This is a genomic window from Pseudomyxococcus flavus (assembly GCF_050038885.1).
GTDB classification, from domain to species: Bacteria; Myxococcota; Myxococcia; order Myxococcales; family Myxococcaceae; genus Myxococcus; species Myxococcus flavus.
This window is the reverse complement of sequence record NZ_CP143624.1, coordinates 99,459-123,030: the sequence shown is the minus strand read 5'-3', so window position 1 is coordinate 123,030 and position 23,572 is coordinate 99,459. Positions and strand designations below refer to the sequence as shown.

Annotated in this window: 14 protein-coding genes, 1 tRNA gene and 1 pseudogene; 8 read left to right on the top strand and 8 right to left on the bottom strand. The window is 68.9% G+C overall.

All coding sequences use genetic code 11. From position 1 onward, the window contains the following. Window positions 1–14: 14 nt before the first annotated feature. From tssK to tssI, 3 genes are all read right to left on the bottom strand, one after another. Window positions 15–1,382 (bottom strand): type VI secretion system baseplate subunit TssK, encoded by a 1,368-nt coding sequence (tssK, locus tag VZL07_RS00545; protein WP_426753310.1) that lies wholly within the window; start codon window positions 1,380–1,382, stop codon window positions 15–17. After that, complete coding sequence (tssJ, locus tag VZL07_RS00540) at window positions 1,379–2,026, bottom strand: type VI secretion system lipoprotein TssJ (protein WP_426753308.1); 648 nt, start codon at window positions 2,024–2,026, stop codon at window positions 1,379–1,381. Before tssJ ends, tssK begins: the two co-directional genes overlap by 4 nt. A gap of 118 nt (window positions 2,027–2,144) precedes the next feature. Continuing rightward, window positions 2,145–4,409: a type VI secretion system tip protein TssI/VgrG gene (gene tssI / locus VZL07_RS00535; RefSeq protein WP_426753306.1), complete on the bottom strand. Its 2,265-nt coding sequence runs from the start codon at window positions 4,407–4,409 to the stop codon at window positions 2,145–2,147. Between the two features lie 236 nt (window positions 4,410–4,645). Here tssI and VZL07_RS00530 point away from each other — a divergent pair, with 236 nt between their 5' ends. The 4 genes from VZL07_RS00530 to VZL07_RS00515 all read left to right on the top strand — a co-directional run bounded on the left by VZL07_RS00530 (window position 4,646) and on the right by VZL07_RS00515 (window position 14,129). Next, window positions 4,646–6,484 carry an OmpA family protein gene (locus tag VZL07_RS00530; RefSeq protein ID WP_426753304.1) on the top strand — a complete coding sequence of 613 codons (1,839 nt, stop codon included), beginning with the start codon at window positions 4,646–4,648 and terminating at the stop codon, window positions 6,482–6,484. A 30-nt stretch (window positions 6,485–6,514) separates the two neighbouring features. Next, window positions 6,515–12,271: an adventurous gliding motility protein AgmC gene (agmC, locus tag VZL07_RS00525; protein WP_426753302.1), complete on the top strand. Its 5,757-nt coding sequence runs from the start codon at window positions 6,515–6,517 to the stop codon at window positions 12,269–12,271. 78 nt (window positions 12,272–12,349) lie between these two features. Next, window positions 12,350–12,423: transfer RNA gene (locus VZL07_RS00520), tRNA-Arg, on the top strand. A 338-nt stretch (window positions 12,424–12,761) separates the two neighbouring features. Next, window positions 12,762–14,129: a fibronectin type III domain-containing protein gene (locus VZL07_RS00515; protein WP_426753300.1), complete on the top strand. Its 1,368-nt coding sequence runs from the start codon at window positions 12,762–12,764 to the stop codon at window positions 14,127–14,129. 329 nt (window positions 14,130–14,458) lie between these two features. On the opposite strand, the gene VZL07_RS00510 is transcribed toward VZL07_RS00515, so the two are convergent. Continuing rightward, entirely contained in the window at window positions 14,459–14,785 is a 327-nt protein-coding gene (locus VZL07_RS00510) for a GFA family protein (RefSeq protein ID WP_426753298.1), read from the bottom strand. A 249-nt stretch (window positions 14,786–15,034) separates the two neighbouring features. On the opposite strand from VZL07_RS00510, the pseudogene VZL07_RS00505 reads away from it, so the two are divergent. The 4 genes and pseudogenes from VZL07_RS00505 to VZL07_RS00490 form a co-directional block, all read left to right on the top strand. Next, window positions 15,035–15,781, top strand: a pseudogene (locus tag VZL07_RS00505) (DUF7594 domain-containing protein); the annotation flags it as partial. A gap of 115 nt (window positions 15,782–15,896) precedes the next feature. Next, a complete protein-coding gene (locus VZL07_RS00500; protein WP_426757209.1) occupies window positions 15,897–16,352 on the top strand; it encodes a DUF7594 domain-containing protein in 456 nt (151 codons plus the stop codon). Further along, entirely contained in the window at window positions 16,307–18,196 is a 1,890-nt protein-coding gene (locus tag VZL07_RS00495) for a DUF7594 domain-containing protein (RefSeq protein WP_426757208.1), read from the top strand. Before VZL07_RS00500 ends, VZL07_RS00495 begins: the two co-directional genes overlap by 46 nt. Window positions 18,197–18,407: 211 nt before the next feature. After that, complete coding sequence (locus tag VZL07_RS00490) at window positions 18,408–19,631, top strand: fibronectin type III domain-containing protein (RefSeq protein WP_426753296.1); 1,224 nt, start codon at window positions 18,408–18,410, stop codon at window positions 19,629–19,631. 17 nt (window positions 19,632–19,648) lie between these two features. On the opposite strand, the gene VZL07_RS00485 is transcribed toward VZL07_RS00490, so the two are convergent. From VZL07_RS00485 to phoU, 4 genes are all read right to left on the bottom strand, one after another. After that, complete coding sequence (locus tag VZL07_RS00485; RefSeq protein WP_426753294.1) at window positions 19,649–20,929, bottom strand: hemolysin family protein; 1,281 nt, start codon at window positions 20,927–20,929, stop codon at window positions 19,649–19,651. A 78-nt stretch (window positions 20,930–21,007) separates the two neighbouring features. Next, window positions 21,008–21,388 (bottom strand): response regulator, encoded by a 381-nt coding sequence (locus VZL07_RS00480; protein ID WP_426753292.1) that lies wholly within the window; start codon window positions 21,386–21,388, stop codon window positions 21,008–21,010. Window positions 21,389–21,549: 161 nt separating this feature from the next. Next, window positions 21,550–22,746 carry a ceramide glucosyltransferase gene (locus tag VZL07_RS00475; protein ID WP_426753290.1) on the bottom strand — a complete coding sequence of 399 codons (1,197 nt, stop codon included), beginning with the start codon at window positions 22,744–22,746 and terminating at the stop codon, window positions 21,550–21,552. A 139-nt stretch (window positions 22,747–22,885) separates the two neighbouring features. Beyond that, window positions 22,886–23,572, bottom strand: coding sequence for a phosphate signaling complex protein PhoU (phoU, locus tag VZL07_RS00470; RefSeq protein WP_426753288.1), 687 nt, complete (start codon window positions 23,570–23,572; stop codon window positions 22,886–22,888).

Genomic DNA, 23,572 nt, shown 5'->3' with positions numbered 1-23,572 from the left:
AGCGGCTCGGGGCGTCAGCGATTGGCGGTGGGAACCGCGAGCAGTTCCACGGTCGTTCGGCTCGCGTCGAACGGCTGCGGGAGGTAGATGGCGAGGTTCCGGTCGCGCATCACGTTCCTCCAGTAGCCGTCGTTCATCGAGAGGCTGAAGTAGACGGTGCCCGGCTGCACCGGAATCTCCGGCGGCGGGCGGTACGTCACCGACAGCGGCACGCCGGGCGCGGCGGCCTGCACCAGCGCGCGGATGTCCTCCCACGCGGCCACCTTGGACAGCTTGGGCAACTGCTCCGCCACCATGCGCTCGGGCAGCTCGCTGCGCACCGCGAGGATGAAGTGGCCGCAGCGCTCCAACCGCTCGTCCTCCAGCCGTCCGCGGAACATGCCGTCCGCGCCCGCTGGCAGCTCCACCGACAGGCACTGCTCCAGCGCCACCGAGCGCATCAGCTCGGAGAGGCGGCGGAACAGCTCCTCGAAGGTGGCGCGCAGGTTGGTGAACTGGAAGGTCGGCAGCGTGGACGGGTCCGCGTTGGCGGAGAAGGTGCACAGCTGCCCGGCGCACTGCACCAGCGCCAGGTACAGGTCCCGGGGCCGCAGGTTGCCCGCGTCCAGCGCGTGCTGGAGGAAGGGGATGGTGCCGTTGAGCGCGTTGAGCTCCAGGAAGAGCGTCACGTCGCCCGCGGTGAACTCCAGCGCGGAGGCGTCCCGGTGCCTCCGGCGCGAGGCGAGCTGGCGCTGCTTGGACACCATCAGCCGCAGCATCGTGCGCAGCTCGTTCATGATGTACGAGGACGCGTCGATGCGCAGGCACGGCGGGATGAAGGAGTCGACGAGCGTCAGGTTGCCGGACCTGTCCCGCGACAGCTCGCACAGCTTGATGGCCTCGAAGTCGTCGCGCGGCTCGGTGCCGAACAGCAGCCGCACGTTGCGCTGGCCGAAGGCCACCTGCGCGATGGAGGTGGACGCCGTCAGGTCGCTGATGGGGCGCGAGGCGGGCGTGTAGCGCGGGCTGCTGCCCAGCCGCTCGCCGCTGCCGTAGCTCTCCACGCCGCTGCGCTCGCGGGGCACACCCAGGTACACGTCCAGGGTGCGCTGGGCGGGCGGGAAGTAGCCGTCCGCGGGCCGCGCGGGCGGCGCCTCGGCGTCACCGGACTCGAAGGAGACGGGGAGGCCGTCGGGGAGGATGCCCACGAAGTGGGCCAGCTGCACCTGGCCGGCGCGCAGCGCCTCCATGTCCAGCTCCAGGGCCACCACGCCCCACGGGTAGGGCTCGAGCGAGGCCAGGCGCTGGTCCAGCAGCTGCTCATGGTAGAGGTCCTGCTGCTGGAGGTGGTGGGGGCTCATGAACATGCCCTCCGACCACACGACACGCTGCACGGACTTCATACACCTCTCCGCGGCGACGCGGTGTCGCCAGCTTGGGGTTGGAGCCGGAGCTCCGGCGCCTGCGTCATGGGCCGGAGCATCAAGTCAATCTGATAGCCTTGCAGCCGGTAGCGGAAGACGTCGTCGCCCGGCTTCGGGTCGCCCTGGTCGCCGGCGGGGCGCTCCACGCAGCGCGCCTCCTCCACCACCGGCAGCGCCGCCACCGTCCGCCACGAGTAGCCCAGCGGTTGCCGGAAGTGCCCCATGGCCATGACGAAGCGGGCCTTTGGATCACGCTGCACCCAGCGCTTCACCTGGCGGCCCGGCGGAATCACCACCTCGGCCACCTGGAGCAGGTCCTCCTTGAGGAACTCCTCCGGCTTGCCCCACAGGTCCTTGAAGCCCGCGCGCTCCAGCCGGACGCTGTCCTTGAGCTGGACGATCTGCACCACCGTGGGCAGCGAGCGCCCGCGCGCGTCCGGGTTGAGCTGCTCGGACGCATCCACCACCACCTGGAACGGCGGGGGCGTCTCGCACGCCTGCGGCACGCGCTTCACGCAGCCCGCGCCGCCCCCCAGGGCTGCCGCGAGCGCGATGACCACACCCCACCGAAGGTTCCGGCCGGCGTCGTTCTCCGGACCGGCGCCTGTGTGTCCTAGCGCCAAGATTCGTATTCCTTGAAAGAGCGCACGGACCGTCGGACCTTCCGTGCGAAGCGTAAACTGCCAGACAGGACGGACAGGATTCAAGCCACCCCCCGGGTGGCCGGTTCCCTGCTTGCCGTTAGTTCTCCGAAATCTTGGAGCCCTTGATGACGATGTCCCCGCTGGCGGTGACCTCGACCTTGGCGCCCTTGATGACGACGTCCCCGTTCTTCTTCACCTGCAGCGTGGCGGAGCCGACCTTCAGGGTGAACTGCTCCTGGGCAACCAGCGAGATTTCCTTGGCGGACAGGGTGTAGGCGTCCTTGGCGGCGTGGTTGACCTTGCCACCCACGCTGACCAGCATGTCCTTGTCCACCTTGAGCGTGCGGGACTTGCCGACCTCTTCGGCGAGGTCGCCCCCCACCTGCAGCGTGCGGGCGCCCTTGACGGTCTCCGACTTCTTGGCGCCCACCACCTCCACCTTGGCGCCGCCCACCTGTTCGGATTTGAGGCCGCCCACCAGCTCGTTGAAGGCCGCGCCCACGGTGACGGCGAGCGCGCCGCCCACGTTGAGCATCTTCCCCAGGGCCACCGTCTCAGCGGACGCCATGGCCACGCTCAGGGCCTGGTTGCCATTGACGCTGATGGACTGGTCTCCCGCCACCGCCTCGGTGTGGTTGCCGCCCACCGTGGTGGAGCGGTTGAGGGTGACGGCCAGCGTCTGGTTGCCGGTGACGGTGCTGTCGTCGTTCTTCAGGACGGTCAGCGCCTGGTTGCCTTCGATGACGCGGGAGCGGTCCTTCTTCACCAGCAAGGTCTCGTTGCCACGGACCTCCTGCGTCTTGTCGTTCTCCACGACGATGTTGAAGTCCTTCTGCGCGTGCAGGTAGACGAGCTCGGTGCCGGCGGCATCCTCGAAGCGCAGCTCGTTGGAGCCCGCGCCGCCAGGGCTGGAGCTGGAGCGCAGCGTGCTCTGCGTCTTGTTGCCGGGCAGGTCGATGGGCGGCGGATTCGCGCCGTTGTAGACGCTGCCGGTGACGATGGGGCGGTCCGGATCGCCCTCGAGGAACTCGACGACCACCTCATGGCCGATGCGCGGCAGGTACAGCGCGCCCCAGCCCGGGCCGGCCCACGCCTGGCTGACGCGAATCCAGCAGGAGCTCTTGTCGTCGTTCTTGCCCTCGCGGTCCCAGTGGAACTGGACCTTGATGCGGCCGTGCTCGTCGGTGTGGATCTCCTCGCCCGAGGGGCCCACGACGATGGCCGTCTGCGCGCCCGGAATCACCGGCCGGGGCGTCACGCGCGGCGGGCGGAAGGGCACCTCGGCGGGCTGGCAGATGAACTCGTTGCGGTAACCCTCGCGGCTGCGCAGCGAGCCCTGCTCGATGGTCAGCGCCTCGGACTGGTGGCCCAGGTGGCGCACGGAGACGGGCAGGTACTTGCGGTTGGCGGCCTCGTCCGGGTGCTCCGCGAGCTCGAAGGAGTGGCCCACGCAGACGCGGCGGCTGTAGCTGGCGCCCGTCACCGTCTCCGCGCGCGCTCGCAGCTCCTCCAGGCGCACCTTCGCGAGGTTGCGGCCAGGGGCGGGCGCCTCGTAGCGGCCGGGGTAGTCGTAGATTTCGAGCGCGGCCTCGCCGTCATCGGCTTCCGAGGCGGCGCCCAGGTCCTGGGCGGGGCGCAGGAAGTTGTAGTCGCGCAGCGCGACGGCGCCGGGCTGCACCTCCGTCCGGGAGACCAGCTCGTGGACGTACTCCTGGCCGGCGACCATCTGGCTGCGCTCGCGGAAGACGAGCTTGGGGTCGCCCATCATCGGCGGGTTGGCGGAGGCGCCGTCGCCCAGCACCATCATGTGGGCGTCCTCGCCGTGCTCGAAGAAGTAGAAGATGCCTTCTTCCTCGAGGAGGCGGGAGACGAAGTCGAGGTCGGACTCGCGGTACTGCACGCAGTAGTCGCGCTTGGGATAGTCGCCGTTGAGCGCCAGCCGGTGCTCCACCTTGGCCTCGTCCAGCACCTTGTGGACGATGTCCGGGACGGTCATCTCCTGGTAGATGCGGCTCTTGCGGCGGTGGCGGAGCGTCCACAGCCGGGGCACCACGGTGGCGCGGTAGCGGCGGCGCTCCGGGCCACTGCCTTCGTCCCAGCGTGACATGCGCGACACGATGCCGTGGAAGAAGCGGGCGGTGCCGTCACCGAGCATGATGGTGAGGCGCGCGTCCTGGCCCAGCAGCGCCTTCTCGTCGATCTCCACGTCGGGCCGGGCGGCCAGCGCGACTTCGACGGCGTAGGGCTGCGACAGCGTCTCTTCGGCCTCGAAGCCGAGGACCGCCAGCTCTCCGGCCGTGAAGGACCCTGCCTGGAACTCGAACTCAGCCTGGTTGGCTTTCAAGGCGGCGTTCGCGATCATCCACAGACCCCCGGCGCTGGGCCTCATCCCGAGGACTGGGCCCGATAGTGGTGCGGCAGCATGCCACGAATTGGCCTACCAGGGGGGCCTGACACGAAATTTTCATTGCAGGCGGTGTGCTGGCGCCGGGGCCCGATCCAATCCAGGTGGGACTTCGGTGTAGAGTGGAAAAGGGGGGCTGGCTTGAAACCGCAGGTGTCCCCGGGGTACCCAGACGGCTTCCTTCGGGGAGAATCATGAGAAGAAAAGAGCTCCTGCACCGCGGGCTCGTGCTGGCACTGGTGCTGACGTCCCTGTCCGCCGGGGCGCAGGAGGAGTCGCCCCTCCAGCGAGGCTTTGACCTGGAGCGCCTGGAGCTGAACCCCGGAGCGGAGGGCTCGTTGCTGGTGGGCCTGGGGGAGCTGCTCCCCAAGGGGCACTTCCGCGCGACGGTGCTGGCGCACTACGCCCACAACCCATTGCTCTTCGTCGACTCAGGCCGGGAGCTGTCCGTGGTGGGGCAACGGGCCACCGCGCATCTGGCCGCGGCGTACGCCCCCTTGGATTGGTTGCAGGTCGGGCTCCAGTTGCCGCTGGTTGCCTTCCAGGGCGGGGACACGCTGCTCATGCAGCAGAAGAACATCGCCGCTCCCTCGAGCCAGGCGCTGGCGACGCCCGTGGTCAGCGGCCGGTTGGGCTTGCTGCGGCAGGAAGTGCATGGCGGCGTGGACCTCGCGGTGGAGCTGGGCGTGGGTCTGCCGCTGGGGACGCGGGATGCATTCGCCCGGGATGGCGATGCCGTTCGCTTCGCACCGAAGGTGATGGTGGGCCGCCATTTCGGGCTCATCCGCGCGGGCCTGGAGCTGGGATACACCAAGCGGCCGAAGCTGCTGTTGACCCAGAAGGAAGGCGACCTCGAGGACGAGGTGGGCGAGGAGCTTCGCGTGGGCCTGGCGCTCGCCACCACGGGGCGACGCATGCGGTGGGAGTTCAATGTGCGGGGCATGGTGCCGCTCACGGACCAGCCCACCGCCGTGGAGTTGTTGCCGGGCGGCCGCTACCTGGTCAGCCCGTCGCTGGAGTTGTTTGGCCTGGTGGGCATTGGCGTGGGCTCCGCGCCGGGGACGCCGCTGTTCCGGCTGATGGTGGGAGGCGCCTTCGGTCAGGTGACGCCACCGCGCGGGCCGGGCGAGTCGTCGGTCATGTGTGAGATGGGCCTGCCTCCTGACGTGAAGGTCCAGGAGTGTCCCGACCTCGATGAGGACCATGATGGGGTCCGCAACGGCGACGACAAATGCCCCCTCGTGGCGGGCGACGTCGCGCGCAATGGCTGCTCCGCGCAGGACACCGATGGCGACGGCATCGAGGACATGCTGGATGGCTGTCCATTGGAGCCGGGACCGGCCGCGCGGCAGGGCTGCCCCATTCCCGACCAGGATGGCGACGAGGTACCGGACGAAATCGACAGTTGCCCCTCGGACCCGGGGCCGTCGGACAACCGGGGTTGCCCCATCCGGGACACCGACGGCGATGGTATCGACAACGACAAGGACGAGTGTCCCAACGAAGCCGGCCCCCCGGAGCGCAATGGCTGCCCCGAGTCCGACTCGGACAAGGATGGCGTGCCCAACCGGGTGGACAGTTGCGCCAACGAGCCCGGCGACGCGAAGAACCTGGGCTGCCCGCTCCATGTCTTGCCGCTGGTGGAGCTGCGTCCGGACCGGCTGGTGGTGATGGGCAAGGTGTTCTTCGAGCCCGCGCAGGCGCGTGTGCAGAGCCGTTCCTTCGAGGTGCTGGACTGGGTGGCGAAGGTCATCAACGAACACCCGGAGATTCCGTCCGTCGTCGTGGGCGCGCACACGGATGACCGTGGCTTCCCCGATGCGAACCGCCGCCTGTCGCAGGGGCGCGCGGAAGCGGTGCGCCAGTACCTCATCACCAAGGGCGTTGAAGCCGGCCGGCTGCAGTCCGTGGGCTTCGGCCAGGACCGCCCCATCGATACCAACGCGACCTCGAATGGCCGCGAGAACAACCGCCGCGTGGAGTTCCTGCTGGTGGTTCCTGAAAAGGAGAAGACGGGCACGCCCCGTCGCTGAGCCATGGACCATCCAAAGTGGGGCGTTTCGATGAAGGGAACGTGGCTCAAGGCAGCGCTCGCGGGCGTGGTGGTTCTGGGCGCCATCGTCGCGGTCGCGGGGCCGGATACGTTCGGGATCGGAGAAGGCACACAGGGGGCCCTGGTCGTCCCTTCAGGCTCGGGAGCGCCATCTACGGTGCGAGTCAACACCTACGCGCAGATCACGGCCATCGCCACGAACGAGCAGGGACGTCCGTCGCTCACGCTGGCTGCGCCCGTTCAGGGCAACGCCTCCCCCGCCCCCGCCTTCGCGAGCGGGCGGCTGGTCCTGGTGCTTCAGGCGACGAGCGCCGCGTCGGGCGCGATACCGGGTGCCAACGCCGGCCAGAGCACAATCGACTTGGGGAGCAGTGACGTGGGCCGGTGGGAGTTGGCCCGGGTCTCTACGTACAGCACCAGTGGCGGCACCCGAACCATGGTGCTGACGCAGCCGCTCAAGCACAGCTACGCGGCGGCTGCCACCCAGGTCATCCTGGTGCCCGAGTACTCAAGCGTCACCGTGGAGGACGGAGCGAAGATCGAGGCGCTGCCTTGGAATGGCTCCATCGGCGGTGTGGTGGCGTTCTTCGCGAACGGGGCCATCCACCTGAATGGCACGGGCGCCATCAGCGCGGCCGGTGCTGGCTTCCGAGGGGGCGAGTTTCGGCCTGAGACGTTGGATGACGAAGAAGACGAACCCGCGGAGGGCTGTTCGGAGAGCGAGGGGAACTCGCCGGAGTTCCAGCTGGGCATGAAGGGGGAAGGGCTCTCCGTGGCCCGGTACGCGCTACCCGCGCGTGGCAATGCGAACTTCACCATCGGAGGCGGTGGCGGCGTGTGCAAGCAGGCGGGTGGCGGCGGTGGCGGCAACGCGGGGCTGGGCGGGCGAGGTGGCAACGCCATGGACCGTGAGGCGGGCCAGGAGCGGGCAGTCGGTGGGCTTGGTGGCGTGACGCTGGCCTACTCGCCTCTGGACCACCTGACCCTGGGCGGCGGCGGCGGAAGCGGCCAGGGCGCGACCGAGGAGGCTGTGACAACCGAGGCCCATGGTGGACGCGGTGGTGGCATTGTCTTCGTTCGCGCGAACAGTCTGTCGGGTGGCGTCATCGATGCGTCGGGTGCCTCGGCCGAGGAGAGCCCGGTCAGTGGAGGTGGAGGCGGCGCTGGTGGCTCCATCTCCCTCCGGCTGACGACCTCCTGCTTGGGAACGGAGCTGAAGGCAGAGGGAGGGAAAGGCGGAGATGTGGCGTCGGTGCGACCAGAGAACGCCAGCGCCGCTGGACCTGGTGGTGGTGGCGGCGGCGGTCGCGTGTTCTTCCAATCCGCAACAAGCTCCAATTGCCCCATCTCGGTGGCCGCTGGAACCGCGGGATTGACAGCGGATGGCGGAGGGGAGTCGCCAGCGAGTCATCAAGGTGCAACACCTGCGCCTGGTGACAACCACCTGCCGCCGTATGTCGGGACGGTCAGCTTCATGGTGGGGGGCTTGCAAACAGTGATTGAGGCCCCCTCGCTCGCGAGCTTCTCGACGCCCGTGAATACGGCGTCCCCCCTGGTCACGGGAACGGGAATGGCTGGCGCGACCGTGTTGATCTACCGGGAACACTCCGACAGTTCGAGCGTTCATGTGCTCGTCGCTCGAACGGTCGTGGGCGCGGATGGACAGTTCTCGGTAACGGTTCCTCTCGCGGATGGGGAATGGACCCTGCTGGCCGCGCACGAAGTCCAGGGGCTCCAAGGTGCCTACAGCCCGGCGCAAGCCATCTGGGTGGATACCCGGGCGCCCGATACCCGCGTCTCCACGAGTGAATCCTCCCCGACCCCAGCGGAAGGAATCAGCTTCACCATCGAGGGGTTCGAGGCGAACGGTACTCCGTGCAACGGTGGGACGAACCCAAGCTGCACGTTCGAGTGTCGGTTGGTGACGCCCTCCGTGACGGATCCAGAGTTCGACGCTTGCCTCGCCAGCTATCCACTGGCCGAGAGCGGTACCTACCGGTTCGAGGCGCGTGCGCTCGACGCAGCCGGCAACGTCGATGCGTCGCCCGCCATCCTGGCGTTCGTTGTCGACCATGACGCTCCAACGGTGTCGATTCGCCCAACGGACCCGACGCCGCCCTCGGCCCGTTCGCGCTTCACCTCCGCCTGGTTTGGGTTCACGTCGACGGCCTCCGACGTGGCGCGCTTCGAGTGCCAGTTGGTGGCGAATCCCGGTCCTTCACCGCAGCCGGCCGGGTGGCAGACATGCGCCGCCTTCATCCAGTACACGAACCTGGTGCACGGCACGGAGTACACGTTGTCGGTGCGCGCGGTGGACCATGCCGGCAACCCGTCCGAGACGCCTGACACGCATACGTGGGAGGTGGACACGCAGGCGCCGAATACGACGCTCACGGGCACGCTGCCGGAGGTGACGTCGCAGAACGTGTCCTTCACGTTCGAAAGCCCGGCTTCCGACGTCGCGCGCTTCGAGTGCAGCCTGGACTCCGCCGAGTACGTGACGTGTGTCAGCCCCTACCAGCCCACCCCCGCGCCGACGGATGGGACGCATGTGCTGCAGGTGCGGGCGGTGGACGAGGCAGGCAACGTGGACCCGACACCCGCGAGTCACACGTGGGTGGTGGACACGGCCCCGCCAACGGTGAGCATCGTCCGAGGTCCGCCGAGTCCCAGCAACCAGACGACGGCGGGCTTCGACTTCGACTCTCCAGACTCGGACGTGGAGCGCTTCGAGTGCCAGTTGGTGGCGAATCCCGGTCCTTCACCGCAGCCGGCCGGGTGGCAGCGGTGCAACGCCTCCGTCCAGTACACGAACCTGGTGCACGGCACGGAGTACACGTTGTCGGTGCGCGCGGTGGACCATGCCGGCAACCCGTCCGAGACACCTGACACGCATACGTGGGAGGTGGACACGCAGGCGCCGAATACGACGCTCACGGGCACGCTGCCGGAGGTGACGTCGCAGAACGTGTCCTTCACGTTCGAAAGCCCGGCTTCCGACGTCGCGCGCTTCGAGTGCAGCCTGGACTCCGCCGAGTACGCGCCGTGTGTCAGCCCCTACCAGCCCAGCCCCGCGCCGACGGATGGGACGCATGTGCTGCAGGTGCGGGCGGTGGACGAGGCAGGCAACGTGGACCCGACACCCGCGAGTCACACGTGGGTGGTGGACACGGCCCCGCCAACGGTGAGCATCGTCCGAGGTCCGCCGAGTCCCAGCAACCAGACGACGGCGGGCTTCGACTTCGACTCTCCAGACTCGGACGTGGAGCGCTTCGAGTGCCAGTTGGTGGCGAATCCCGGTCCTTCACCGCAGCCGGCCGGGTGGCAGCGGTGCAACGCCTCCGTCCAGTACACGAACCTGGTGCACGGCACGGAGTACACGTTGTCGGTGCGCGCGGTGGACCATGCCGGCAACCCGTCCGAGACACCTGACACGCATACGTGGGAGGTGGACACGCAGGCGCCGAATACGACGCTCACGGGCACGCTGCCGGAGGTGACGTCGCAGAACGTGTCCTTCACGTTCGAAAGCCCGGCTTCCGACGTCGCGCGCTTCGAGTGCAGCCTGGACTCCGCCGAGTACGCGCCGTGTGTCAGCCCCTACCAGCCCACCCCCGCGCCGACGGATGGGACGCATGTGCTGCAGGTGCGGGCGGTGGACGAGGCAGGCAACGTGGACCCGACACCCGCGATTCACACGTGGGTGGTGGACACCATCGCCCCCGACACGAGCATCAGTGCCACCTCTCCGGTGCCGCCAGCAGAACGGTACAACTCGCAGACCGCCGTATTCGGTTTCACGTCGAGCGCGTCGGACGTGGCGTACTTCGAATGCAGGCTCACCGTGACCGAGCCCGAGTCGCCGCCGACGACAGGCGCGTGGGCGACGTGCGCCGCATCTCATACCATCAGCGGGCTGACGGACGGTTGGACGTATGCGCTCGAGGTGCGTGCCGTGGACCGGGCGGGAAACGAGGACGCGACGCCCGCCAGCCACACCTGGCTCGTGGATGTCTCGCCACCGGATACGGCGTTCATCCCCTTGCAGGTGCCCGATGCACTGACCAGCCTGCTGACTGCCACCTTCGGATTCGAGTCGGCCGCCGCGGACATCGAACGCTTCGAGTGCAGCCTCGACGGTGAGCCGTTCGCGATGTGTGTCTCGCCTCATCAGCGGACCGTCGACGATGGGGACCATACGATGCTCGTTCGCGCCGTGGACCTCGCGGGGAACGTGGATGAGACACCCGCCGTGCATGTCTGGCGTGTCCTGTCCGGCCCTGTGGTGACCCGGATCACCGCGCAGCCCCAGCAGCTCACCAATGACCCGGTGGCCCGGTTCACCTTCACCTCGAACAAGGGCAACGTGAATTTCCGTTGCACGTTGGGCGAGGAGGCGGAGGAGGAGGACTGCGGCACCATCACCCCGGACGAGCGTGAGGTGGCCTGGGTGCGCGACGTCGGCGAGGGGATTCACACGTTGAACGTGTACGCCGTGGATACGGACACCAACGCGAAGGATGACCCGGGTGAGCAGTATACGTGGACGGTGGACACGACGCCTCCCGAGTCGCCCATCATCACCTCGCCCTCGGAGCCCTACATCAATACGATGTCCCCCCGCATCCACGGAACGGCACCGGAGCTGGGGACGGTCACCGTGTACGTGGGGAGTGTGAATGTCGGCTCGGCCGAGGTGCACGAGCTCGGCACCTGGGAGGTGAGCGGGCTGCTGCTCGAGGAGCGGCAGTACGTGGTCCGGGCCACGTTGACGGACAAGGCTGGAAACACCGGCTCGCTCGCGACGTCCATGTCCCGCACCTTCACCGTGGACATCACGCCACCCGAAACGGCCATCGTCGGTCAACCGCCTTCGCGTGGGCGCGAGCGGAGCGTGGTCTTCGAGTTCGAGCACGTGGACGAAGCGAACTTCGCGGCCTTCGAGTGCAGTCTCAACGGAGAGACGTTCCAGGACTGCCCGACGCCCCATGCGATCACCGTCCCCCAGGACGGGCAGCATGTGCTGCGCGTCCAAGCCCGGGACCTCGCTGGCAACCGGGACCCGTCGCCCGCCACCTACGTGTGGGAAGTGGATTCCAAGCGACCCGAGACGACCATCGTCGACAAGCCGGCGCTGTTCGACCGCTCGGAGCGTTCCCAGTTCTCGTTTGGCTCGGATGAGTCCGACGTCGCGTACCAGTGCAGCCTGGACGGCTCGACGTTCGCGCCATGCGACAACCCCATCTCCTTCGCCGGGCTCGCGGAAGGCTCTCACACGCTCCAGGTCCGCGCGGTCGACAGCGTGGGGAACGAGGACGACAGCCCCGTCCGCTACGACTGGACGGTGGATGACACGCCGCCGGAGGTGCCCACGCTGGAGTTCCCGGCCGCGGGCAGCATCGTGGAGACGCGTACGCCCCAATTCCGGGGGACGGCCTTGGGAGGCGCCAGCGAGGTGGTCATTCTCCTGGATGGCGCCGAGCGGGGGCGGGCGCCCGTGGACGGCGCCGGGCAGTGGCGCTTCACCGTGACCGGGGAGCTGCCCGCTGGTGAGCACTCGGTGACCATCTACGCGGTGGATCAGGCGCTCAATGCCTCCGCTCAGACGCCGCTGGCGCTCTTCCAGCTCATTCCCTCGACCGAAATCGATTCCCGAGGTGGCGGCTTGAGCTGCTCCCTGGGAGGGCAGGGGGGCGGTGCCCCGCTGTCGGCCCTGGGGCTGGTGGCCTTCGCCCTGCTGGCCGCCCGCCGCGGGAGGCGGCGGTAGCGCGCGGACGCCCAGGGGATTGCGTGCTTGCGTCGGCGGGGAACTTCGGCTACTTGTGCCCCGCCGTTCGAGCAGTGTGCGCGATTAGCTCAGCTGGATAGAGCGTTGGCCTCCGGAGCCAAAGGCCGCAGGTTCGAATCCTGCATCGCGCGCTGAGATAGGGCCCGGAACCGAGGAGCTGATTCCTCCGGTTCCGGGCTCTTCTCGTTCTCGCGGACATCGAAGACTTCCAGGCATGCTGAAGCGTTGTCTCGCTTCCTGAACGCGGTGTCTGACATCACCCAATCTCGGCGACGGTCGGCGTCCTGTAGAGTCCGCGCTCTTCTGCCAGGTGGCGGCGAGTCCCGCTGGGGGGGCTGTCGACGGTGCCTGGAGCGAGGTGACAGTCATGCGCCGTCTGCCAATGAAGGCATGGTGCCTGGTTCTCTTGTTGGGAGCCGCGGCTTGTGGTGGTTCCGAGTCTCCCGCAAAGCCGGGAGCCCCCCATGCCGTGAGTGCCATTGCTGGAGACGCGCAAGCCACGGTGAGTTGGTCGGCGCCCGTGGATGAAGGTTCCAGCCCCATCCTGGGATACGTCGTCCGCGCCCTGCTGAATGGCGAGGTGGCCCGGTCGCAGGAGAGCACGTCGACCTCGGTCACCGTCTCCGGGTTGACCAATGGCGAGACGTACAGGCTGGTCGTGGCGGCGAGGAACGCGCAGGGTGAGGGGCCCGCATCCGTCCCCTCCGAACCGGTGATTCCGCATGTCATCCCAGGAGCGCCGCGCGAGGTCACCGCGGCACCGGGCGACCGCAGTATCGAGGTGGCATGGGCTCCCCCGGAGGATACGGGGATGCCGATCACTGGCTACACCGTGACGGTGCGAGAGGGCGAGGCCACCGTCGCGACGCAGACATCAACCGAGCTTCGGGCCACGGTGTCAGGGCTGACGAATGGCACGGGCTATCGGGTCACCGTCGCGGCCACCAACGCCGTGGTGGGAGGCCCCGAGTCCGCTCCGGTCGCGGTGACGCCCGTGTCGGTCCCGGGCGCGCCGAGCCTCACGCTGTATGGCCGGTCCAGGACGGCGCTGGGCGTGACATGGGAGGACGGCGACACGGGCGGCAGCCCCATCACCGGCTACCACGTCGAGCTGAGCCTGGAGGGTACGGTGGTGCAGGCATTTGATACGACCGAGAAAAGACAGGCGTTCCTGGGGCTGACCACGGGGGCGCCGTATCGCATCACCGTCGCGGCCCGCAACGCAGTGGGGCTGGGGGCCGTCGGTGAGCTTCCGGCGGTGCGGCCGTGTTTGCAGCCGGACCCTGTGCCCGGAGTGTTGGGGACGTATGGCGATGGGCAATTCTCGTTGTGGTGGCTGCAGCCGGCGGACACAGGTGGCTGTGAAATCACGCACTACGCCGTGACTGTCGCGCCGGTGCGGGCGGGAAGCGCGCCGACTCTGCGGGAGCAGACGACCGAGACACGACTGGTGGTGACGGGGCTCGTCAACGGGGTGGAGTACGAGGTGGTGGTCTTCGTCCATACCGAGGCCGGAAGCGCCTCCATTTCGGCCAGGTGGCGAGGAACGCCCTACCCAGTTCCCGAGGCCCCGCGAAACCTCGTCGCGACGCCCGGGGACGGGCACGTGTTGCTCGAATGGGAGCCGCCGCCATACCTGGAGGGAAATCTGTCCCGCTACGTCGCGACGGTGGAGCCCGAAGTCGAAGGGCTGGAGCTCGGCATCGGGAGGAGCAGCGTTTCCTGGATGGCGGAGGGCCTCACCAATGGAACGACCTATACGTTCACCATTCGAGGGGAGAACAGCGCTGGTTTGGGGCCGCCCGCGACGGTGCAGGCCACACCCATGGCCCCCTGACCTTGGGCCTTTGGCCTCCTGAGCCAAAGGCCGCGGGCTCGAAGCCCGCATCGCGCGCTGGTGAAAGGGCCCGGAGTCGGTGGGGAAATTCTCCGCCGGCCCCGGGTCCTTCGCTTTTACCGATGGGGCTGACAGCCGGCAGCCGCGTGCCCTTGCGCGGGCACATCCGCCGGGATATCGAAGCGCCGCCTATCCGGTGGCGCCCGATGACCGAACCTCACTCAGCAAGCGCTGCGCTCGGGGCTCCAGCTCCCGCCTCGCCCGGACGCAAGCAGCGCTCGAGCTTGTCGGTAGGCACGGGAGCCCGACGCAAGCCGCCGAGTCGCGAATCAGTCCAGGTGCTCGAGGTCGACGCCCGAGGGAAGGGCCCAGGCATGGCTGCGGGCTTCGTAGACGGAGAGGCGGGGCGGGGGAAACCCAGGATCGGCGAAGGCCCCCACGGCGACCGCGAGGACGTCCGGCTGCGTGGCCATCTCCCAGTACACGGTGGTTCCACATCGTGGACAGAAGTAGAGGGTGGCGGTGTTCCCGCTGTCGCCCGTCCGAGTGAAGGCGGTCGCGTCACCCTGGCGAGCGATGACGGCCTCGCGAGGGAACCGAGCCTGGACGCCGAAGACGCTGCCGGTGCGCTGCTGGCAGGCGAGGCAGTGACACATTGAAACTCGGATAGGGTCGCCCACACAGACCAGCCGCAACTGCCCGCAGACGCACGACGCTTGACGTTCCATGTCCCCGGCCTCCGCCCGGAAGGGTTCTGCCCGGACAGTACCTGACGCGGGGGCTGGAGGGCCGTTTCCTGGAGCACTCCGCGGGGGAACTGCCAGGCGTCGCTGGGGCCCCCTGAGCAGCCACGATGGCAACCACCAGGCGCCGCGCCGTGGCGGCCGGAAGTGCTTGCTCTCGCGATGGGCCGGTGTGCTCCTGGCTGCCCATTCACGAGGTGGCCATGGCTTCATCGAGCAAGCACGGCCTCGGAGCCGTTCAAGGGCTCGCATGCCCTGGCGTACCTGTTGCTTTCCCATCGCAAGGGCAGCACGCGAGGGAGAGGTCACGTGAAACGCTGGACAATGGGAGTCAGGGGTTGGGGGCTGGGAGTGGCGCTTTCGTTCCTGAATGGGTGCGGGAGTTCCCAACCAGGAGTCTCGGCTGACCAGGCCGCGGTGGTCGAGACGGGGAGCCAGGAGCAGGAGCTCGTCACGCAGACGGTGACGATCTCCGCCGCGGCGGACACGTATGTGTCGGCGACGGCGCCGACGACGAGCTTCGGCTCGGAGCCGACGATGGAGGTGGACCGGTCGCCCGAGTCCGAGGCCTACCTACGCTTCTATGTCGCGTCGGTGCAAGGCACCATCACGACGGCGCGGCTGCGGGTGTACGCGCTGGATGGCTCGTCGGACGGGCCCACCGCGCATGACCCGCGCCTGTCGGGGCGGGACTGGAACGAGCTGACGACGTGGAACACGCGGCCGAGCCGGTTCGACAACATCCTGTCCAGCGCGGGGACGGTGGCCAGCGGCACGTGGATCGAACTGGACATCTCGAACCTGTATGTCTCCACGGGGGCGTACACGGATGTCCACCTGGTGGCGGACAGCACGGACGGCGTGACGCTTGCCTCGAGTGAGCACCCGAACGCCTCGCTGCGGCCCCAGCTCGTCCTCACCGTCCAGTCCGCTGAGGACCATCCGGCGCACCCGGCGGTGCCCATCTCCGTGTCGGGCGCTCCGGTCGTCTTCAGTCCGAGCGCGGACACGTCTGTCTCCGCTGATGCACCGACCTCGCCGGAGGGTGGCAGGGCCCTGGAGCTCCGGGTGGACCAGGCGCCTCAGCAGGAGGTGCACCTGCGTTTCGATGTCCAGGGGCTGGCGGAGTCGGTTCAACGCGCGGTGCTGCGCATGTACGTGGGAGAGAATGGAACGCTGGGGGGGCCCGGCGGTCTACGCCACCCAGGGCGCGTGGAGCGAGACGAGCGTCACCTGGAACACGCGTCCGACCCAGGTGGGGAACAAGGTCGACCAGCTGCCCTTCCTCGCGCCGCTCGGCTACGTGGACTACGAGGTGACGGACCTGGTGCGCGGCAACGGGGAGGTCACCTTTGGTCTCTATGCGCGACCTCCAGTGACGGGCTGGTCTTCAACTCGCGGGAGGCTTCGAGCTCGCGCGGTCCGCAGTTGCTGGTGTGGACGGGCGGGGAGCGCGGTGCTCCGACGGATGCGTGCCTGACGCGCCGGGAGGTCATCGCGAAGGCCCTCAGCCCTCGCCATGACACCTACGTGAGCGCCGAGCGCCCGACGACGACGTTCCACCGGGACGCGGCGCTGCGCGTGGATGGCGCTCCGGCGATGGCCAGCTACCTGGACTTCGACGTCCAGCTCGACTCGGCGCCGGTGCGCCGCGTGCTGCTCCAGCTCTACGCCCTGGAGGCCACGGACAACGGGCCGCGGCTCTACAAGGCGCAACCGTTCGAGCCGGCGTCGGCCACCTGGCAGAACCCGCCCGCGATGCTGGAGCAAGTGGGCGACGTGGGCGCGGTGAAGAAGGACCAGTGGGTGGAGTACGACGTGACGAGCGCGGTGACGAGCTCGGGCCGGCACGCCTTCGCACTGGTCGCCGACTCCACCCTGGGGCTGAGCTTCGCCGCGGATGACGCGCGGAGGGCCGGGGTGCTGGACGCGGCGCCGCGGCTGGTCATCGTCACCGAGAGCGACGCCTTCTGCTCGTACCGCGGCACTCAGCCCGAGGGGACGACGGCGTGGGTGAAGCAGACGAACAATGCCGCGGCGGAACGTGCGCGGGATACGGCGCCGGCGCCCGGGGGCGGCTTCGCCGTTGTCAGCACGCAGGAACAGATGAGGGACGGCGCTCCCTGGGCCGAGCAGACCGACGTCGTGACGCTGCACCAGGCGAATGGCACCGTCCTGTGGCGGTTGACGTTCGCCCAGCCCCAGGTGGAGTTCCGCCGGGTGACGGTGACGACGCTGGGCAACGTGCTCGTCGCGGGTGAGTACAAGGGGGCGCCGGACCTGGGGAAGGGGCCATTGCCGCAGGGGTGGGGCATGTTCGTGATGAAGCTGACGCCCTCGGGCGCGGTGGACTGGACGCGGGGTTACACCGCGTGGTTCCGCGCGGATGAGGAGTCCTTCGAAAACCCCATGCTCGTGCATGACCTGACGACAGATGCGCACGGCAGCGCGGTGGTGACGGGCGCCTTCTGGGGGACGACGGACTTCGGAGGCGGGGAGGTGTACTCCGGCAAGCCGTATCCCTACGACGACGAGTACCCGAACTCCTTCGTCCTCAAGGTCCAGTGGGACGGCGCCTACCAGTGGGCGCGCGTGCTGGCGACGAACGCGATGAAGGGGACGCGGGCGCTGAGTGTCGCCGTGGACGCGCAGGAGAACGTCACTGTCGGCGGCTGGGCTGGGGCCGGCACGGACTTCGGTTCCGGAGCCATCTCCGGGAGTGGCGCCTTCGTGGCGCGCTGGAGCGTGGATGGCGCTCCCCTGTGGCACTGGCTGCTTCCGACGGCCTCCGACGCGCTGTACGCGGACGTGTACCAGGTGGCGGTGCTGCCCGACGGCGGCGTGGCCTTCACGGGCGACTTCGACGGCCGCTTCACCTTCGCGGGCAACAGCTACGCCAGTGCGGCGCCGGACGACTACTACGATGGAGACCGGGAGCCCTTCATCGGCCGGCTTTCCTCCACGGGCGCGGAGCTGACGCTGCGGCACTTCTCGGGGAGCACGGCGACCTTCGGCTCGCTGGTCGTCGATGCGTCGGGGAACCTCTTCACGGTCCAGGCGGGGCAGGGCAGCCAGTTGGGGCTCGGTACCGTGGGCCTGCCAGAGCTTGTCGCCCCGGGCCGGCCCACGGTGGCCAGCTTCACGCCGACGCTCGAAACGCGCTGGGTGCGGGTGTTCGACCCGCTCCAGTCCTTCCAGCTGACGGCGGTGACGGATGGTGTGGTGCTGACCGGGGGCCTGTCGACGGCCTTCGAGCTGGACGGCACCTGGTACACGCCGACGTCGCGCCGCCTGGACCTGCTGCACGTCAAGCTCCGGCCCTGAGCTCACCGTTGGCCTCCGGAGACAAAGGCCGCGGGTTCGAAGCCCGCCGCGCGAGCGGCTGAAAGTGCCCGGGATTCGAGGGGCATGAACCCTCGCATCCCGGAGCCGCGTGCACCGTCCGCAGGGGCTGGGTCTCCACAGCCTCTTCCCGGTGGCAGTCGTCCTGCGGTACGCAGCGATTGCCCGGTTTCCCGGGGGGAGGACTGTGAGGATGAACGGACGAATCGGACTGGTGGCCGCGGTGTGCCTGGGGGTGTTTGTGGGATTGGGGTGTGGTGGCTCCGACGAGAAGCCGCCGATCACCCCGGAGCCCGAGGTGACGCTGCCGCAGGCGCCCTCGAACGTGGTGGCCGTGCCTGGCGACGGGCAGGCCACCGTGACGTGGGGTGCCCCCTCTGATGGCGGCAGTGCCATCCTCGAGTACATCGTGCAGGTCTTCGTGGGGGACTCCGAAGCGCGGACCGTGACGGCGCCCGCTTCGGAGACGCAGGCCATCATCACGGACCTGGAGAATGGAACGGCCTACGCATTCAGCGTTGTCGCCCGGAATGCCCGGGGACGAGGCGCCGCCTCCGCGCGCTCCGACGCCGTGACGCCGCATGTGACGCCCGGGGCAGTGCAGAACCTCGTCGCCGTCGCGGGCAATCAACACGTGGCACTGAGCTGGGAAGCCGCGGATGACAAGGGCATGCCGCTGGGCGGCTACGTCGTCACCGTGCGCTCCGAGACGTCGGAAGACGCGACGGTGACGGTGCCCGCGACGGAACTGGGCACGACCTTCTCCGCGCTGACGAATGGGACGGCGTATACCTTCATCGTCACCGCCGACAACGGGCATGCCCGGGGGCCCGAGGCCTCCGTCGAGGCGACTCCTTTCACCACACCCGGAGCGCCCCGCGTCACCGCCACGACTGGCAGCGAACGGGTGACCCTGTCCTGGACTGTCGAGGACACGGGCGGCAGCATCATCACCAACTACCGGGTGACGGCGTATCTGGGAGACGAGGTGCTGCGAACGGTGGAGACGTCCGAGCCACGCTTGCGCCTGGAGGAGCTGGAGAACGCCACGACGTACCAGTTCACCGTCGAGGCGATGAACGCCGCGGGCTGGGGCGAGGTCTCCGAGCGGATCTCGGCCATGCCCACGAGGGCTCCCTCGGAGCCGCTCAACGCGAGGTGCCAGGGGGGAGACGGATGGATCTCCTTCACCTGGGAGCCGCCGGAGTTCGACTTCGGGCACCCCGTGACGGAGTACCGCCTTTCGGCCGTCATCAACGGCAACTCCACGAGTTGGCACACCACGGAGCTGGTTTATCACGTCACCGAGGTTCCCAATGACCGTACGCCCTTCACCTTCTATATCCAGGCGAGGAATGCGGCCGGTTACGGAGACGGCGCAGAGCTCTACTGCTCCACCTGGCCCCCGCGTCCGTAAGCGAGGCCCAGGCCCCGTCACGCCTCGGCGGGCGCCTGCTGGGGCAGGTGGAAGCGCACGGTGCGCACGCGGCGGGGCGAGGACTCGACGACTTCGAGCGTGAGTCCTCCCTCCGTCTGCACCTTGGTGCCCGGCTCGGGGATGGCGCCGCCGGACAGCGCGATGCACAGGCCGGCCACCGTGGCGTAGTCCTGGTCCTCGTCCAGGTCCAGGTTCAGCGCCCGGTTGACGTCGCGGATGCTCGCGGTGCCGAGCACCAGGGCGGTGCCCGCCCCCTCGCGCTTCACCAGCTCCTCCGGCACCTCTGTCTCGCTGAGGATGTCGCCCACCAGCTCCTCGACGAGGTCCTCCACCGTCACCAGGCCCACCACGCCGCCGCGCTCGTCCACGACGACGGCGAGCTGCATGCGCCGCTTCTGCAGCTCCTTCAGCGCGTCCATGGCCCGCATCGTCTCCACGACGAAGAAGGGCGGGCGCATGACGTCCTCGAGGATGATGAGGTTGCCCTCCCAGGCGACGCCCAGCAGGTCCTTGGCGATGACGTAGCCGACGATGTTGTCCAGCGTGTCCTCGTACACCGGCATGCGCGAGTGGCCGCCCTCCAGCAGGACGCGGCGAATCTCCTCGGGGCTGGAGTGCCGCCGCAGCGCCACCATCTGGTCCCGGGCCACCGACAGCTCGCCCACCGTCACATCGCCCATCTCGAAGGCGCGTGACGCAATCTCGCTGGCGTGCGGGTCCAGCGTGCCTTGCTTCGCCGCTTCCTCCACCAGCTGCTGGAGCTCCTCGGTGGACAGGCGCCCTTCCGTGAAGTTGGTCCGGTCGCCGAACAGGCGCAGCACCACATTGGAGCTGGCGGTGAGGAACCACACCACCGGCCGCATCAGCCAGGACAGTCCGCGCAGGGGCCGGCCGATGAGCAGCGCGTAGCGCTCGCCGGCACGCAGCGCGAGCGACTTGGGGACGAGTTCACCCAGCACCAGGGAGAGGTACGACACGAAGGCCACCACGCCGGCCAGGGCGACCTCGTCCGCCTGCTGCTCCGGGATGCCGAATCCGGTGAGCACGTCTCCCAGGCGGGTGGCGATGCTCGCACCACCGAAGGCGGCCGCCGTGGCGCCGATGACGGTGATGCCAATCTGCACCGTGGCGAGGAACCGCTCGGGGTTGCCACGCAGGGCCTCCACCGCTTTCGCGGAGGCGCTGCCTTGCTCAATCAGTTCCTTCAGCCGGGTCCGGCGGACGGAGATGATGGCGAGCTCCGCGCCAGCGAAGACGCCATTGGCCAGGACCAGCAACAGGATGATGAGAAGCTCGGTGACGATAATGGCCCTCCTCTCAGGGGCCCTCTACCCTATACGCCGGAGGCTGACTGCTCACTCACCAAGTGACTGCAAGAGGAGTGACAGTTGGTCGCGGCTCGCACCTTTTGGCAGGTAGTAGTGCGGCCCGGAGAGCAGCGCGCTGCCTACATCCTGCGCCGCCGCGGAGGTCAGGAATACGATCCGGGGCTGCGGGCCGCGCGGCAGGCGCTCGACGACCTCCAACCCCGACATGCCCGGCATGTTGAGGTCCAGCAGCATCACCCGGTAGCGGCCACCCCGCTTCAGTGCCTCCAGGGCTTCCTGCCCATCCGCGGCTTCGGTCGTCTCGTAGCCGAGGTCCTCCAGGCTGAGGCGGAGGAATTCCCGCCAATCCGCGTCGTCATCGACGACCAGGACCTTTCTTGCGCCAGTGTCCGTTGCGAGTCGCGCCAATCGTCCTCCCCCGACAGGAGATGAACGCTGCTGAAGGGCGCCATCATTCACGGCGAGCGATGAGATGGCGCCAACCCAGCAGGCGACCCGGCAGGCGCCGGAAGGGCGCTCCGCGGGGCCTGGAATGCCCGGCGGAGCGCTGACGCCGCTCCAGCGGGGCGTCAGCCGGCGAGAATCCGGCGCGAGGGCGCGGCCTCCAGGCCGGCCGTGCGCAGCGGTACCAGCCGGGTGCCCCGGCCGACGCGCAGGCGGGTGCCGCGCCAGTTCACCGTCCGGGAGAAGAGCGCGTAGACCCACGCGGTGAAGAGCAGGGCGTCCTTGGCGAACACCGCGGGCACCGCGTCCCAGGTCAGCGGCTGGGCGCGCAGGGCACGCACGGTGCTCAGGTCCACCGCCACCTTGCCCAGGGCCACGCAGAGGCAGACGGCCGCGGTCTGGGAGGAGGGGGCGAGCAGCGCGCCCAGCAGGGCCAGCGGCGTGGGGTTGAGCAGGGCCTGGGCGAAGTAGGTGGAAGGCGACACGGCGGTGCGGTGGATGACGCTCCAGCGGAGGTAGCGCTGGAAGAAGGAGAGGACGCTCTTGCGCAGCGACACGTTGAACACCGGCGTCTGCGCCACCACCACGCGCCGGCCCAGCTTGCGCGTCACCCACTGGCCGATGACGAAGTCCTCCGCCAGCACGTCCTTCACGGAGAAGAAGCCGCCCAGCGCGTCCACGTCCTCGCGGCGCAGCGCCATGGACTTGCCCACCACGATGTCCTGGCCCGCCAGCCGCTTGGCGGCAATCATCCCCGCCGCCGCGCTGCTGCCCAGGTGAAGGTTGTCCAGCAGCGAGCCGAAGGTGCGCTCTCCCAGGCCCGTCACGGGGTGGGTGACGCAGCCCACCTCCGGGTCCTCGAAGGCGCGGGCAATCTCCTCCAGGTAGCCGGGCGCCACGCGCGTGTTGCTGTCGCTGATGACGAGCAGGTCGAAGCGGGCCCGGTCGGCGAGGGTGATGAGCTGGTTCACCTTCGGGTTGTGGCCCGGCTCGCCTTCCTGGACCTCCAGGCGCATGACGTGGGGCCAGCGGGCGACCGCGGCCCGGGCCACGGCGAAGGCAGGGTCCCTGGCATCCTTGACGCCGAGCACCACCTCGTACGCGCCCGCGTAGTCCAGCGCGGCGAACTGCGCGAGGTTGGCCTCCAGGTCGTCATCCACGCCGCACAGCGGCTTGAGGATGGAGATGCCGGGGCGTACGGCGCCCGGGCGCGCGGCGGGCGGCGCCTCGCGCCGGTGGCGCAGCACGAGCGCGAACTGGACGGTGAGGGCGAACAGTCCGAAGCAGGCGGCAATCAGCAGGACGGTGGAAGCGAGCAGCATTCGCGGGCAATCCCCGGGGCCGGTGCGCCGTCATGGCGCGACCACGGTGAGCACGCTAGAGGGGCTCCACGTCAGGTCCGCGAAGCGCGCGGGGCGCGCCGGGCAATTCGCGGTGACAGGCCGGTGAAGCGGCGCCGGGCTAGTCGGCGAGGTTGCGGCTCTGCGGGTGGCGGATGTCCTTGCCGCGCACCATGTAGACGACCATCTCCGCCACGTTCAGCGCGTGGTCGCCAATGCGCTCCAGGTGCTTCGCGATGAACATCAGCGCCGTGGCGCGGCGGATGTTCCGCGAGTCCTCCATCATGTAGGCGAGGAGCTCGTTGAAGATCTTCAGGAAGAGGGCATCCAGCAGGTCGTCGCCGCGGAGCACCTCCTCGGCCTTGGTGACGTCGCCGGACACGAAGGCGTCCAGCGACATCTTCACCTGGCGCTGGGCCAGCTCCGCCAGCCGGGGCGTGTCCACGTAGGGCGCCAGCGGGGGGACCTGGTTCAGGTCCATGGAGCGCTCGGCGATGTTCACCGCGAGGTCGCCGATGCGCTCCAGGTCGGTGACGATCTTCAGCGCCGTGGTGATGAGGCGCAGGTCGCTGGCGGCGGGCTGGCGCAGCGCGAGAATCTTGCGGCACAGCTCGTCAATCTCCACCTCCAGGCGGTTGACGTCCTTGTCGGCGGCGACGACCTTCTCGGCCAGGGCGCTGTCGCGGTCGGTGAGCGCCTTCATGCTCTGGACGATGAGGTTCTCCACCTTCGCGCCCATGGCGAGGAGCTTCTCGCGCAAATCCCGCAGGTCCTGCTCGAAGGCCTTGTCCGTATGCGTCGACGGCAT

Bases quoted from the DNA above. Each gene is read 5' to 3' on its own strand.
- VZL07_RS00530 (WP_426753304.1), top strand. From the start codon at position 4,646: ATGAGAAGAAAAGAGCTCCTGCACCGCGGGCTCGTGCTGGCACTGGTG.
- VZL07_RS00490 (WP_426753296.1), top strand. From the start codon at position 18,408: ATGAACGGACGAATCGGACTGGTGGCCGCGGTGTGCCTGGGGGTGTTT.
- agmC (WP_426753302.1), top strand. From the start codon at position 6,515: ATGAAGGGAACGTGGCTCAAGGCAGCGCTCGCGGGCGTGGTGGTTCTG.
- tssI (WP_426753306.1), bottom strand. From the start codon at position 4,409: ATGATCGCGAACGCCGCCTTGAAAGCCAACCAGGCTGAGTTCGAGTTC.
- VZL07_RS00510 (WP_426753298.1), bottom strand. From the start codon at position 14,785: ATGTGTCACTGCCTCGCCTGCCAGCAGCGCACCGGCAGCGTCTTCGGC.
- VZL07_RS00475 (WP_426753290.1), bottom strand. From the start codon at position 22,746: ATGCTGCTCGCTTCCACCGTCCTGCTGATTGCCGCCTGCTTCGGACTG.
- tssK (WP_426753310.1), bottom strand. From the start codon at position 1,382: ATGAAGTCCGTGCAGCGTGTCGTGTGGTCGGAGGGCATGTTCATGAGC.
- VZL07_RS00500 (WP_426757209.1), top strand. From the start codon at position 15,897: ATGCACCGACCTCGCCGGAGGGTGGCAGGGCCCTGGAGCTCCGGGTGG.
- phoU (WP_426753288.1), bottom strand. From the start codon at position 23,572: ATGCCGTCGACGCATACGGACAAGGCCTTCGAGCAGGACCTGCGGGAT.